We start from the raw sequence: 12875 nt of genomic DNA on the forward strand, positions 1-12875 counted from the left end.
GGCATCACAGGGAGAACGAGGGGTAGGGACAGATGGCATTCATCGCAACTCGCGGCGCGCGCGCGGCCGCGTTCACGGCGGCGGCGCTCGGCGCGCTCACGCTCACCGGCTGTTCGTCGGACGAGGCGGAGCCGGCGGCGACCGGCGGCGACACGGGCTCGGAGGCGCCCGCGGAGCTCACCGCGGTCTCGGTGCAGCTCCAGTGGCTCACGCAGGCGCAGTTCGCCTGCTACTACGCGGCGGCCGATCAGGGCTACTACGAGGACGAGGGCCTCGACGTCACGATCATCCCCGGCGCGGTCGACATCGTGCCCATCGACGTGCTCACGTCGGGCGGCGCGGACTTCGCGGTGTCGTGGGTTCCCAAGGTGCTCGGCGCGATCGAGCAGGGCGCGACCGTCACCAACGTCGCGCAGATCTTCGAGCGCTCGGGCACCATGCAGGTGGCGTTCGCGGACTCGGGCATCACCTCGGCCGCGGACCTCGCGGGCAAGAGCGTCGGCTCGTGGGGCTACGGCAACGAGTGGGAGCTGATCGCCGGCATGCAGGCCAACGGCGTCACGCTCGCGGACCTCCCGGGCGGCGCGACCGTCCAGCAGGCCTTCGACATGAACGCCTTCATCGCGGGCGACATCGACGCGGCGCAGGCCATGACGTACAACGAGTACGCCCAGGTCCTCGAGACCGTGAACCCGGAGACCGGCGAGCTCTACACGCCGGAGGACCTGGTGGTCATCGACTGGAACGAGGAGGGCACCGCGATGCTCCAGGACGCCATCTGGGCGGACTCCGAGCGTCTCGCGTCCGACGAGGACTACGCGGCCACCACCACCAAGTTCATCAAGGGCACCATCAAGGGCTGCGTCTACGCCAAGGACGAGCCCGAGGCGGCGGCGGACATCGTGACGGCGGCGGGCTCGACGCTCGGCACCTCGCACCAGCTGTGGATGACCAACGAGGTCAACAAGCTGATCTTCCCGTCCACCTCCGGCGTGGGCCACATCAACGAGGACCAGTGGAGCTCGACGGTCGCCATGGCGCTCGAGACGGTCAACCCCGAGGGAGCGACCATCATCACGGCCGACCCGCCGGAGACCGCCTACTCGAACGAGTACGTGGACGCGGCTCTCGAGGAGCTCAAGGCCGACGGCGTGGACGTCATGGGTGAGGACTTCGCGCCCATCGAGGTCACGCTGAACGAGGGCGGCGCGTAGGCCCTAGCCGCCTCCGCGTGCTGGCGGGACATGGGTGCAGGATCCGGCTCGGATCCGGCGCTCATGTCCCGCTGGCGCGTTCAGGCTCAGCGCGCGACGCGCACGAACTGCACCACGTTGCCGCCCTCGCGGTGCTCGAAGCCCAGGTGCTCGTAGAGGCGGATCGCGGTCGCGTTGCCTGCGCCGGTGTGGAGGAACGGTCGGCGGCCCTGCTCGCGGATGCCGTGCGCCACCACCTCCATGAGCCGGGTCGCGAGCCCGCGGCCGCGGTGGGTGTCGCGCGTGCACACCGCGCTGATCTCGGTCCACGACGGGGTGGTGAGCCGCTCGCCGGCCAGCGCGACCAGGCGGCCCTCCTCGCGGATCCCGTAGTAGGCGCCCATGAGCGGCGTCTCCGGGAAGAACGGCCCCGGCTGCGCCTCGGCGACGATCTCGAGCATCTCCTGGGCGTCGTCGAGCGAGAGCCGCACCACGTCATCGTCCGCGGGACGCCCGAAGCCCTCGGGCGCGGTCATCTGCACCACCGCGAAGCGCTCGGTCTCCTCCCAGCAGTCGGGGACCTCCTGCGGGACGCCGAACAGGATCATCTCGTCCTCGCCCGCGATGCCGGCGAGGTCGCTCCAGTCCTGGGCCGTGGGCTCCGGGGGCACGGCTGCGAACGAGGCGACGGTCGGGCGGAAGCGCGCCGCCCCGCCCTGGCGGAGGGCGAGGTGACGATGCGCGCCGGACAGCGCGTGGAAGACGGGGTGGTCGAGCTCGGAGAGGGACATGAGGTCGATTCTGCCGCCCTTGGCTCCCGGCTGACACACCGGTGCTCGCACACGTGGGCGCGCGCCCATGTGTCAGCGGGACGCCCCTAGACGAGCAGCCCGTCCTCCATGCGCAGCACGTGGTCGGCCATCACCGATGCCTCGGCGGCGTCGTGCGTCACCACCAGCCCGGTGGTGCCCGATGCTCGCAGGATGTCGCGGACCTCGACGGCCAAGCGACCCCGGAGGTCCGCGTCCAGGGAGGACAGCGGCTCGTCGAGCGCGAGCAGGCGCGGGCGCGGGGCCAGAGACCGGGCGAGCGCGACGCGCTGCCGCTGCCCCCCGCTCAGCTCCGTGACCGCCCGCCCTCCGAGTCCCGCAAGCCCCACCAGCGCGAGCAGCTCCTCGACCCGCTCGGCTCGGGCGGCGCGGCCCACCCCCGCCATCTCGAGCCCGAACGCGATGTTCGCGCCCACCGTGAGGTGCGGGAACAACTGTCCGTCCTGGAACACCAGCCCGAAGCCGCGCTTGTGCACGGGCACGCGCGCGAGGTCCTCGCCGTCCCACCGCACCGCCCCGCCGGCGGGCTCGACGATGCCCACCACGGCGGACAGCAGCGAGGACTTGCCGCAGCCGGACGGCCCGAGCAACGCGACCGTCTCGCCACGCGGGATCTCGAGCGAGACGCCCCGGACGGCCTCGATCGGCGGCTTTCCGGGATAGGTGACGCGCAAATCCCGGACGGCGAGCCCGCTCACAGCTCGGCCCCCACCGTGGTGCGCAGGCGCTCGGAGGCGAGCATGACCGCCGCGGTGACGGCGGCGAGCAGGACGGACGCGGCGAAGGCCATGCCCACATTGTCGATGCCCGGGCGCGACAGGAGGCGCGCGATCGCGGTCGGCAGCGTGGGCCGGTCGGGCCGCGCGACAAAAGCGGTGGCGCCGAACTCGCCCATCGAGATCGCGAAGGCGAAGGCGATCGACGCGGCGGTCGCGGACCTCAGCAGCGGTGCGTCCACGCGCCACAGCACGCGCCAGGGCGAGGCCCCCAGGGTCGCGGCAGCCGCCCGCAGGCGCGGGTCGATCGCCCGCGCGGCGGGGACCAGCGCCCGCACCATGAGCGGCAGCGCGACCACGGCCTGCGCGATGGGGACCAGCCACCACGAGGCGCGCAGGTCCACCCCCAGCACGGAGCGGTTGAGGGTGAGCAGCAGCCCCAGCCCCACCACCACGGCGGACACCCCGAGCGGCAGCATCACCAGGGACTCGAGCAGCGACGCGCGCCGTGAGCGCCGTGCCACCAGCTGTGCGGTCACGATGCCCACGGCCGCGGCCATCGCCGTCGCCACCAGGGCCGTCAGCAGGGAGGTCACCGCCGCCTGCCACAGCGGCGCCGAGAGCGTCGAGCGCGCGGGGGGCTCGCCGAACAGGTGACGGTAGTGGTCGAGGCCGTAGCCGTCGGAGGTCCGCAGGGAGCGCTCGACCAACGCGATCGCGGGTAACGCGATCAGCACGAGCGTGGGCGCCAGCGCCGCGGCGATCCCGGCGCGCTCGCTCCCGCGCGGCGCCCGCGCCGGCTCGACCGCGGCGGGCGGCCTCGGTGCCCGGGCCCGCGCGCTCACCCACAGCGCGATCCCGACGAACACCACCTGGACCAGCGCGAGCACGGCGGCGGCGCGCAGGTCGAGGAACTGGTTGACCTGGAGGTAGATCTCGGTCTCGACGGTGCGGATGCGCGATCCGCCCAGCACCAGCACCAGGGCGAAAGAGGTCGAGCAGAACAGCATCACCACCGCCGCGGCGCTCGCGATCGCGGGGCGCAGCGCGGGCAGCGTCACCCGCAGGAAGGCCCGGGACGGCGAGGCGCCCAGGGTGCGCGCCGCATCGGCCATGCGCGGGGAGAGCGACTCCCACGCCCCGCCGACGATGCGCACCACCACCGAGATGTTGAAGAACACGAGCGCGAGCACGATCGCCGCCATCGACTGGTCGAGCCCCAGGGACCCGAGCAGCCCGTTGCGCGCGAAGAGCGCCTGGAACGCCGCGGCGACCACGATGGTCGGCAGCACGAAAGGCACGGTGACCAGCGCGCGCATGGTCCGCGCGCCGCGCCATGCGAAACGCGACAACGCCCACGCCGCCGGGATGCCGAGCAGCAGCGAGCCGAGCGTGCCGAGCGCCGCGAGCACCACCGTGGCCCCGATCGCGTGCAGCGTCCGCGACCGCGTGAGCACCTCGAGCGCGCCCGCGAGATCCCCGCCGCCGAACCCGTCCTCGCCCAGGAGCCCCCGCACGATGACGGTGCCCGCGGGCCACAGGAAGAACAGCCCGAGGAAGCCGACCGGCAGCGCCGCGAGCGCCCACCAGAGGCGGGCGCTCGCGGGCCAGGGCTTCATCGGGTGCTTCTCAGGTCAGTCGAGGACCGTGGCGGTCCAGTCGGCGATCCACTCGTCGCGGTGCGCGTCGATATCCGCCGGGTCGACCGTGAGGGGCGTCTCGGCGAGCGGCGCGAACTCCGCCCAGTCCGCGGGCACCTCGGCCGAGGAGGACACGGGGTACACGTACATGTTCTCCGGCAGCGTCTCCTGGAACGCGTCGGAGAGCAGCCAGTCGACCACGGCCTGCGCGCCCGCGGGGTTCTCCGCGCCCTCGAGCACGCCCGCGTACTCGACCTGGCGGAAGCAGGTGTCGAGCATCGCGGCCGTGGTGGGCTCGCCGTCGATCACCTCGTACGGAGGGGACGAGGCGTAGCTGAGGACGATGGGGTACGAACCCCCGTAGTTCGGCGCCGAGAAGTCCGTGTAGTAGGTGTCGGACCACGATGCGGTGACGCGGACGTCGTTCTCCCGCATCGCCTCCCACCAGTCGAGCCAGCCGTCGCCCAGCGCCGCCTCGGTCGCGAGCATGAAGGCGAGCCCGGGGGAGGAGGTCGCGGGGTTGGTCACGGAGACCATCCCGGCGTACGCGGAGTCGGTGAGCTCCTCGAGGGTGGGGGCACCGTCGGGGAAGACCGCGAGGTCGTAGTTGAGGCAGACGTCGGAGTAGTCGACGGCGGTGAGGAGGTCCTCGGCGCCGGGGACGGCGTAGTCGGCGGCATCGGCCGCCGCGGGGGCGGTCGACGCGTGGGCCGCGAGCACGCCGTTGTCGATCGCGCGCGACGCGAACGTGTTGTCGATGCCGTAGACCACGTCGCCGAGCGGCGCGTCCTTGGTCAGCACCAGCTGGTTCACCAGCGTGCCGGCGTCACCCGGCTGGACCAGCTCGACGTCGATGCCGGACTCGGCCTCGAAGGCGGCCAGGACATCGTCCGGCACCGCGAAGCTGTCGTGCGTGACCAGGCGGACGGTGCCGCCCGCATCAGGCGTGGCGGATGATGCGGCGGTCGCCTGGGCGGTCGCGGCATCGTCCCCGCTGGGCGAGGCCTCGGGGTCTGCGGCCGTGGAGCAGGCCGCGAGGGTCAAGGTGGAGATGGCTGCGGCCGTGGCGGCCGCGGTGCGCGTGACGCGCATGTTTTCCTCCCGGAATAGGAGGGGACGAGACTCGACTCCCTACGCCGGTGCGAGCCGGATCAGGTTCGAGGGTCTGCGGCGTTCCGCACTCTCAGCGCCCTGGCCCCGGGCCGCCGTGATGACGGAACCGGGAAGCGCTCCCCTGTCGTGTCCGGCCAGGATAGCGCGGGTGAGCGGACCCGCCGACGCTACTGCGCGGTGAAGGAGTCGAGCACCGCCTCGAGGCGCTCCGTGCCCGAGCCGAGCTCCTCGGTGCCGGTCGCGTAGACCATCAGCTGGTGGCGGCCGTCGGCGATCACCCCGACCGAGTTCGACAGGACCAGCCCGTCCACCTCGATGTCGAACTCGGCGATGTATCCGGGGAAGCCCTCCGCGGTCACCACGTCCTCGCCGTTGGTCATGGTGTACTCCGCGCCGGCGGTCGCCGACTCGACGAAGCTCTCGACCTCGATCTGCGGGGTGCTGGCGTCGCTCGTGTCGGTGACGCTCATCACCATGAGCATGGTGCCGCCGTACATGAGGTCGCCGGCGGTCAGCCAGGCGCCGTCCACGGCGATGTCGCCACCTGCGAGCTCGGACATCTGCTCGGACATGGCGTCCGCGCCGAGGACGTCGGCGATGTCCGTCCACTCCGGGTCGACCATGATCCCGCCGGCGCCACCCATGACGGCCACGCTCGACCATCCGCCGGTGTCGGCGGCGGGGATGGCACGCGCGCCCTCGGCGCCGACGGCCGGGGCATCGTCATCGCCCGTGGCACCCTCGATCGCGGCGACCACGCCCGAGTAGACCAGGTAGCCCACCACCAGCGCCGCGACGGCGCTGCCCACGATCTTCCACGGGTTCCGGCGCACGGGCTCGGGCTGCGCGAACGGGTCGGTTCCGGCGGCAGCGAACGGCTCGGCGCCCGCGGGCGCGGTCTGCTCGGTCCACGCCGCGCCGTCCCACCAGCGCTGGCGCGTGGCGTCGCTCGGGTCCGGGTACCAGCCCGCGGCCGGTGCGTCGACGTTGCTCTCCGTGGTCATGTGCCCCCCTCAGGCGTGCGGCGCGATGTGTCGCGCGTCACGTGCTGAGAGGGGCAGGGGCCGTCCGCATGACGCCGGAGCGGCATGTATCAGGCCTTTCGTGACCTCATCGTGACCTCCGTGCGGATCGGGACGCCGCTCAGGGCTCGCAGGCCCAGCCATCCTTGTCGCCGTCGCGCGCCGCGTTGAGCGCGTACAGCTTCGCGGAGACGAAGGTGTTGGACGCGAGCCCGCCGGCCACCACGCCGTTGACCTTGTCCTTGGTGGTCGAGTACTGCGCGACGCCGCCCGGGTAGTCCTTCCGGAGCGCGGCGCACGAGGAGTACTTGATGCCGGCGACGGTGCTGGTGGTCGAGGCACGCGTCACGGTGAAGTAGCCGGTCTTGGAGCCGGTGACCTTGAGTTGGAGGGACTTGAAGGCATCGCGCGGCGAGGGCGTGTACGAGGCGCCGGTGTGGACCAGCTTCCCGTTCACGTACCAGCGCTTCACCAGGCTCACGGTGCCGGGGCCCCACGTGCCGGTCGTCGCCTTGACGGTCGAGCGCACCGCCGCCGTCCCGGAGATCCGCGGTGCGGCCGTGGTGAGCTTCCGTCCGGCATTGGCGTCTCCAGACCAGACGTGGGTCGCGATGTAGCCGGATCGCCGCGCGGTGACCCGCACCGAGAGCTTGTGCCCGGCATCAGCGGACGTCACCGTGTAGGAGACGCGGGTGGCGCCGCTGATCGCCTTGCCGTCGCGGTACCACTGGTAGCTGAACGACGTCGGCTTGGGTGTCCATACGCCGCCGTTGAAGTTGTCCGCGCGCAGCGTCGTCCCGACGAGCGCCTTGGTGGGGAGCACCGGCTCCGGTGCGAACGTGAACGGGAGCTTCGAGTTGACCGTGACGGCGTTGCTGGTGAGGTCCTTGGGCCACCAGCGTCCATAGGTGTCGCTCGCGTGCGCCACGACCTTGATGGTGTGCCCGGCATCGGCCTTGGTCAGGGTGTAGTAGTGCTTCGCCTGGCCCGTGATGCGGACGCCGTCGCGGTACCAGCGGTAGGTGAGGGACACGTCGACGGGGCGGTCCGCTTCCCTGACCACGAGGGTCTCGTACGCGATCGCAGTGCCGCCCAACATGACCTTCATGGTGGTCGGGAGGGTGCGCGCCGCGTGCACGGCCGTGGACGCGAGAGGCGCGGTGTCGAATCCCGCGGTCGAGGGGACGATACGGGCGCGGACGTCCTGGCCAGCCCACGTGTCGGTGGACGCAGAGGTTCCGGTGGCGAGCACGGCGCCCCGGGCGTCGACCCACTCGACCTTGTACGCAGGGTGCAGGGCGCTGGACCAGGTGACGGTGGCCCTGGCTGCGGTGCCCACGGTCAGCTTCGTGGGGACCGCGATCGAGGCGAGGCTGTGCCAGGGGCACGGTGCGCCGGAATCCTCGACGGTGACGGTGAAGGTTCCGAAGAAGGCGCTTCCGCTGCCCGGGGAGTTGAAGGTGACCGTGTGGGTCCCGGGGACGGTCCACACCATCGTGCTGCCGTCCACCACGCCCACCCGCGCGTAGTCCGGGTACCCGGTGACTGGGGAGAGCGGCGCAACCGCGCCGGTGACGTCGGTGGTGGTGAAACCCGTGACGGCGGCGCACGTGCTCACGGGGGCGTCCACGGTGATCGTCTGGCCCCACGCGGAGTAGTCGCTGAGCGTCAGGCTCCCGAGGGCGGAGATGTCGGTGAGGTGGTTGGCATTGACGTTCACCGTGGCGAGCGCCGTGAGACCCGCGAGCGGCGAGATGTCGGTGAGGCCATTGCCATGCACGTCGATGCTCGTGAGCCCGGCGAAGGCCTCGACCCCGGCGAGGCTCGAGAGGCCGGCATCGCTCACCTCCAGGGTGGTGAGCAAGGGATGCGTGCCAAGGCCCGCGAGGCTCGTGGCCGCGACGCCGTCGAGGGCCAGAGAGGTGAGACCCGGCATCGTGGCGAACATCGTGAGGTCGCCTGCGTCCCCGCCGTCCTCGATGGTCACGTCGGCAAGCTTCGTGAGTCCGGCGAGCGGAGTGAGCGACACGGGGGTCTCGGCAGTGGAGGCGGGCACATTGCGCAGCCAGAGCGACGTGAGGTCCGTGAGGTGGTCGATGCCGTCGATCGACGGCCAGGCGTAGGAGACCTGGAGGTCGGTGAGCGCTGGCGCGGGAAGAAGGCTCTCGACGCCGTCCTCGGGCAGCCGCTGCACCTGGAGGCTCGTGAGCGCAGGCAGCTCCGACAGAGGCTCGAGGGAGAAGGCGACGCCGCCGCTGAAGGACAGCACCGCTGTCTGGAGCGAGGTGAGCTCGCGCAGCGGCTCGAGGAGGCCTGCGACGGCGTCGGCATCGGGCTCGCCGTCGATGGTGGCCGGGCTGAACGTTCCCGTGAGCGAGAGGCTCTCGAGATTGACCGCGTACTGGAGGCCCTCGAGCGTGCCGTCCCCGACGAGGCCGCACGAGAGCGACGTCAGCGACGCGAGGTCGTCCTGCGTGAGCGGCGTCGGGCTCGAGATCCCCAGCCTGCCGCGGAGGCAGCCCTCGAGGTTCCCGCCCGGGATGTCCACGGCGTCGCCCCCGGCGGCGCCGGCGGGCGCGAGGCCCACGGCGGCGAGGATGGCGGCCGCGACGATGGGCGCGGACAGACGAGCAAGACGGCGCGGCAGTGCCACCGGTGAACCCCCAGACGATGCGCGACGCGTGTGAGAGGCGACGCCTCACGCGCGCGCGTGAGCAGATCATGGTGCCTGGTGCGGCCGCAGGTCAAGCAGCGGTCGGCAAGGTCACACGTCGATGCGGTGGAAGCTCTTCCAGCTGAGCGACGCGGTGGGGCCGCGCTGGCCGCGGTACCGCGAGCCGTACTTCTCCGAGCCGTACGGGTGCTCGGCGGGGGAGGACAGGCGGAAGAAGCACAGCTGGCCGATCTTCATGCCTGGCCACAGGTTGATGGGCAGCGTCGCGGTGTTCGACAGCTCGAGCGTGACGTTGCCCTCGAAGCCCGGGTCGATGAAGCCCGCGGTCGAGTGCGTGAGCAGGCCCAGGCGGCCCAGCGAGGACTTGCCCTCGAGGCGCGCCGCGATGTCGTCGGGCAGCGTCACGGACTCGTAGGTCGAGCCGAGCACGAACTCGCCCGGGTGCAGCACGAACGGCCCGTCCGCGATGTCGACCAGCCGAGTGAGCTCGGGCTGCTCGGCCGCCGGGTCGATCGCGGCGTACTTGTGGTTGTCGAACACGCGGAAGAAGCGGTCGAGGCGCACATCGATCGAGGAGGGCTGGACCATCTCGGGGTCCCAGGGGTCGAGGGCGACCCTGCCCGAAGCGATCTCAGCGCGGATGTCCCTGTCCGAGAGAAGCATGGTGCCCAACCTAGTGCCCGCGCGGGGACGATGCGAGGCTCGCGCCCGCCGCCGCTCTCGCCCCCGGACCTCCTGCGAGGTGCTCAGTGCTCGGATCGTGCGGATCCGAGCACTCGGCACCTCACAGGGCGCAGGCGAGGCCCGCGCTCAGCCGCCGAACTGGCCGCGCCGGCGGCGCTCCTGCTCGTTGAGCCACACGCGGTAGGCCGGGTCGTCGTCCGGCGCGAGCGGCGCCGGAGGCATCTGCCGCTGACCCGGGCCGCCGAGGAGCTTGAGCAGGATCCACGCGCCCGACCCGACCCACGGCACCAGCAGCACGATGAGGATCCACACGGCCTTGGGCAGGTTCCGCGGGTTGTCCGAGGGCTGCTGGACGATGTCCGCGAGCGCGTACACCGTCATCGCGATGTACAGCAGGAACGGCAGATAGCGCATGACGGCAACGTAGCGGGGACGATGCGCGCGCACCAGGGTCATGCCTGGTCACGCCCGAAACGTGCGACGGCCCCCGCGAGAGAACTCGCGGGGGCCGTCGTTGCGCGCTGGTGCTCAGACGTGCGTGACGCCCGGGAGGTCGGGGTCGGCCTGGCCCCGCGCATCGTGCCCCGCCTCGACGGCGGCGCGTCCGGCAGCCGCGCCGCCCACGGCGCCCTTGATGAGGTCGCTGATGCCGAAGCCGGTGACGGAGGTCATGACCTCCTCGGTCTCGGTGAACAGGTTGGCCGCCTGACGGGTGACCGCCGAGGCGCCCTCGGTCGAGACCACCGTGAGGCTGTCGATCGAGGCCATGGCCTTGCCCATCTCGCCCACGATCGCGGGCATGCCGTCGAGCGCGATCTCGAGGATGCCGACCTGCGGCATGTTCTCGTAGGCCGTCTTCTTGGCCTCGATGCCCTCGGCCTCGGCCTTGCCCTTCGCGGCGATCGCGGAGGCCTCGGCCTCACCCTTCGCCTTGACGGACGATGCCTCCGCCAGACCCTGGGCCTCGACCACGCGGGCCGCGGCGGAACCGCGCGCCTCGTCGGCCGCGGCCTCTGCCTTGCCTCGCGCCTCGAACACCGCGGCATCCGCGAGACCGCGCGCCTGGTTCGCGGCGGCCTCCGACTCACCGGCCTGGCGGGTCGCCTCGGCGGCACCCTTGGCCTTGGAGATCGCGGCCTCACGCGCGGCCTCGGCCTCGACCTTCATCGCGTACGCGCCGGCGTCCGCGGGCTTGCGGACCTCCGACTCGAGGCGCATCTCGGTGACCTCGGCGCGCTTGGCCTCGGCCAGGCGCTCCTGCTCGTAGATCTCGACGTTGCGCTGGGCCTCGGCGATGGGGCCGGCGGCCTTGGCGTTCGCCTCGGCGGTGTCGGTGTCCTGCTGGATCTCGGCCATGCGGAGCGCGAGCGTGCGGTTCGCCTCGGCGATCTGCTGCTCGGCGGCGGCGCGCTTCTGCTCGGACTCGCGGCGGGCCTCGGCCTCGGCGATCTCCGCGTCGCGGCGCGCGATGGCGGCCTGGCGGCGTCCCAGGTCCTGGATGTAGCCGGACGGCGTGGTGACGGACTGGATGTTCAGCCCCTCGAGCACCAGGCCCCACTCGGAGCAGGCCTCGCCGGTGACCTTCATGACGCGGTCCTTGAGCGTCTCGCGGTCGGAGTTGATGTCCTCGACGGACATGGTGCCCACGATGGCGCGCATGTCGCCCTCGATGTTCTGCTGGACGAACGCCTCGATGTTGAGGGGGTTCACGTTGAAGCGCTCGATCGCGGCGCGGACCGAGGCCTCGTCGCCGCCGATCTTCACGTTCGCGACGCCCTCGAGGTTGACCAGGATGTTCTGGTTCGAGGGGGAGTCCTGGACCCGCCACGCGATCTGGCGCGTCTCGAGAGACACCTTGTTGTAGCGCTGCGTGAACGGCACCACGAAGACGCCGCCACCACCCAGGACCACCTTCGACGGCACGGGGCGCGTCTCGTAGGTGACGGTGCCGTCGGCCTTGCGGATGGGCACCTGGGTCTTCGACTTCGAGCCCGAGACCACGAACGCCTCGTCCGGGTCCGAGACCTTGTAGCGCGACGCGATGGCCCACACCACCACGATCGCGGCCACCACGCTGGCAGCGATGGCGATCAGGGTGATCGCGCTGCCGTCGAGGTTGAACATGTACTGCCCCCTTGTGTGTACGAGGTCCCTAGGCGGAGTGCCGGGAGACCTTGATCTGGTTGCTCGCGAGCACGGCGTCGACGACCACGTCGTCGCCCGCCTTCAGCGGCTCGTCGGAGCGGAAGCTCATGCGGCGGTTCTGGCCCAGGAACGGCACCAGGGCGGTGCCGAGCCCGCCCGGCGCCGGCGGCGCCTCGATGACGGTGACGATGCGGCCCACCATCGCGTTCAGATCCGTCGCGCCGTCCTCCTGCTGCTGGCTCATGAACACGCGGTGCGCGCCGAAGGCGAGCAGCCAGCCGGCGACCGCGCCCGCGAGCCCGATCGCGATGACCACGCCCAGGCTCGGGTCGTCCATCCCGAAGGTGGCCGCCGCGCCCGCGAAGCCGAAGCCCGCGACGGTGGCCGCCGTGGTGGTCGAGCTCAGGGCACCGTCCGGGAGGATGTCGAGCGCGACGTCGAAGATGTCGCCGACCACCGCGGAGATGATTGCGAAGATCAGCGCGAGGCCTCCCAGCCCCAGCAGCATGTAGCCGACGGTCACGGTCTCGAGTCCCATGTCACTCGCCTCTCTCACGGGTGGCGGGCGCGCTCGCGCCCGGATACGGCCGGGGACGATGCGCCGTGCGGTCCGCGGAGTCGCGCCTCGGGTGCGACATCGGCGGGCAGGGCATGGCGAGAATCTAGCGGTCGGGGGCGACGCGCACTAGGGGTGACTCGGGCGGTGCCGTGGGACTACCCGTGCTGTCGGGCGATGAAGCCCGCCATGCCTGGGACCGTGACGGCGATCTGGCGCGCCCCGAGAGGGCCGAGATGTAACAGGGCTCGTTACACCGCGCTCGAGATTGATAGAAAACGCCACGCGCCCGACTCCTCCCA

Annotated in this window: 11 protein-coding genes and 1 riboswitch; of the genes, 1 reads left to right on the forward strand and 10 read right to left on the reverse strand. The window is 71.7% G+C overall.

Features of this window, described 5'->3' with window-relative positions; genetic code table 11:
* Positions 1-32 precede the first annotated feature (32 nt).
* Positions 33-1214 carry an ABC transporter substrate-binding protein gene (locus AOM06_RS11245; RefSeq protein WP_062305963.1) on the forward strand — a complete coding sequence of 394 codons (1182 nt, stop codon included), beginning with the start codon at positions 33-35 and terminating at the stop codon, positions 1212-1214.
* An 86-nt stretch (positions 1215-1300) separates the two neighbouring features.
* On the opposite strand, the gene AOM06_RS11250 is transcribed toward AOM06_RS11245, so the two are convergent.
* From AOM06_RS11250 to AOM06_RS11295, 10 genes are all read right to left on the reverse strand, one after another.
* A complete protein-coding gene (locus AOM06_RS11250) occupies positions 1301-1984 on the reverse strand; it encodes a GNAT family N-acetyltransferase (RefSeq protein WP_062305966.1) in 684 nt (227 codons plus the stop codon).
* An 86-nt stretch (positions 1985-2070) separates the two neighbouring features.
* Positions 2071-2721, reverse strand: a complete 651-nt coding sequence (locus tag AOM06_RS11255; RefSeq protein WP_062305969.1) for an ABC transporter ATP-binding protein — start codon at positions 2719-2721, stop codon at positions 2071-2073.
* Positions 2718-4358: an ABC transporter permease gene (locus AOM06_RS11260; RefSeq protein WP_062305971.1), complete on the reverse strand. Its 1641-nt coding sequence runs from the start codon at positions 4356-4358 to the stop codon at positions 2718-2720. Before AOM06_RS11260 ends, AOM06_RS11255 begins: the two co-directional genes overlap by 4 nt.
* Positions 4359-4373: 15 nt before the next feature.
* Positions 4374-5471: a thiamine ABC transporter substrate-binding protein gene (locus AOM06_RS11265; protein ID WP_062305973.1), complete on the reverse strand. Its 1098-nt coding sequence runs from the start codon at positions 5469-5471 to the stop codon at positions 4374-4376.
* Positions 5472-5490: 19 nt separating this feature from the next.
* Positions 5491-5625, reverse strand: a riboswitch (TPP riboswitch).
* A 34-nt stretch (positions 5626-5659) separates the two neighbouring features.
* Positions 5660-6496 (reverse strand): DUF2510 domain-containing protein, encoded by an 837-nt coding sequence (locus AOM06_RS14795; RefSeq protein WP_062305975.1) that lies wholly within the window; start codon positions 6494-6496, stop codon positions 5660-5662.
* Positions 6497-6635: 139 nt separating this feature from the next.
* Positions 6636-9167 (reverse strand): excalibur calcium-binding domain-containing protein, encoded by a 2532-nt coding sequence (locus AOM06_RS11275; RefSeq protein ID WP_062305978.1) that lies wholly within the window; start codon positions 9165-9167, stop codon positions 6636-6638.
* A gap of 111 nt (positions 9168-9278) precedes the next feature.
* Entirely contained in the window at positions 9279-9851 is a 573-nt protein-coding gene (gene dcd / locus AOM06_RS11280) for a dCTP deaminase (protein WP_062305980.1), read from the reverse strand.
* Positions 9852-9998: 147 nt separating this feature from the next.
* Positions 9999-10328, reverse strand: coding sequence for a PLD nuclease N-terminal domain-containing protein (locus tag AOM06_RS11285; RefSeq protein ID WP_062305982.1), 330 nt, complete (start codon positions 10326-10328; stop codon positions 9999-10001).
* A gap of 72 nt (positions 10329-10400) precedes the next feature.
* The gene (locus tag AOM06_RS11290; protein ID WP_062305984.1) at positions 10401-11996 is read right to left on the reverse strand and encodes an SPFH domain-containing protein; all 1596 of its coding nucleotides are present in this window, start codon (positions 11994-11996) and stop codon (positions 10401-10403) included.
* A 28-nt stretch (positions 11997-12024) separates the two neighbouring features.
* On the reverse strand, positions 12025-12555 hold the full coding sequence (locus AOM06_RS11295) for a hypothetical protein (RefSeq protein ID WP_062305988.1): 531 nt from the start codon (positions 12553-12555) through the stop codon (positions 12025-12027).
* Positions 12556-12875: the final 320 nt, after the last annotated feature.

The sequence above is a fragment of the Demequina subtropica genome (genome assembly GCF_000971235.1).
In the GTDB taxonomy this organism is placed as follows: Bacteria; Actinomycetota; Actinomycetes; order Actinomycetales; family Demequinaceae; genus Demequina; species Demequina subtropica.

Bases quoted from the DNA above. Each gene is read 5' to 3' on its own strand.
- AOM06_RS11245 (WP_062305963.1), top strand. From the start codon at position 33: ATGGCATTCATCGCAACTCGCGGCGCGCGCGCGGCCGCGTTCACGGCG.
- AOM06_RS11250 (WP_062305966.1), bottom strand. From the start codon at position 1,984: ATGTCCCTCTCCGAGCTCGACCACCCCGTCTTCCACGCGCTGTCCGGC.
- AOM06_RS11260 (WP_062305971.1), bottom strand. From the start codon at position 4,358: ATGAAGCCCTGGCCCGCGAGCGCCCGCCTCTGGTGGGCGCTCGCGGCG.
- AOM06_RS11265 (WP_062305973.1), bottom strand. From the start codon at position 5,471: ATGCGCGTCACGCGCACCGCGGCCGCCACGGCCGCAGCCATCTCCACC.
- AOM06_RS14795 (WP_062305975.1), bottom strand. From the start codon at position 6,496: ATGACCACGGAGAGCAACGTCGACGCACCGGCCGCGGGCTGGTACCCG.
- dcd (WP_062305980.1), bottom strand. From the start codon at position 9,851: ATGCTTCTCTCGGACAGGGACATCCGCGCTGAGATCGCTTCGGGCAGG.
- AOM06_RS11285 (WP_062305982.1), bottom strand. From the start codon at position 10,328: ATGACCCTGGTGCGCGCGCATCGTCCCCGCTACGTTGCCGTCATGCGC.
- AOM06_RS11290 (WP_062305984.1), bottom strand. From the start codon at position 11,996: ATGTTCAACCTCGACGGCAGCGCGATCACCCTGATCGCCATCGCTGCC.
- AOM06_RS11295 (WP_062305988.1), bottom strand. From the start codon at position 12,555: ATGGGACTCGAGACCGTGACCGTCGGCTACATGCTGCTGGGGCTGGGA.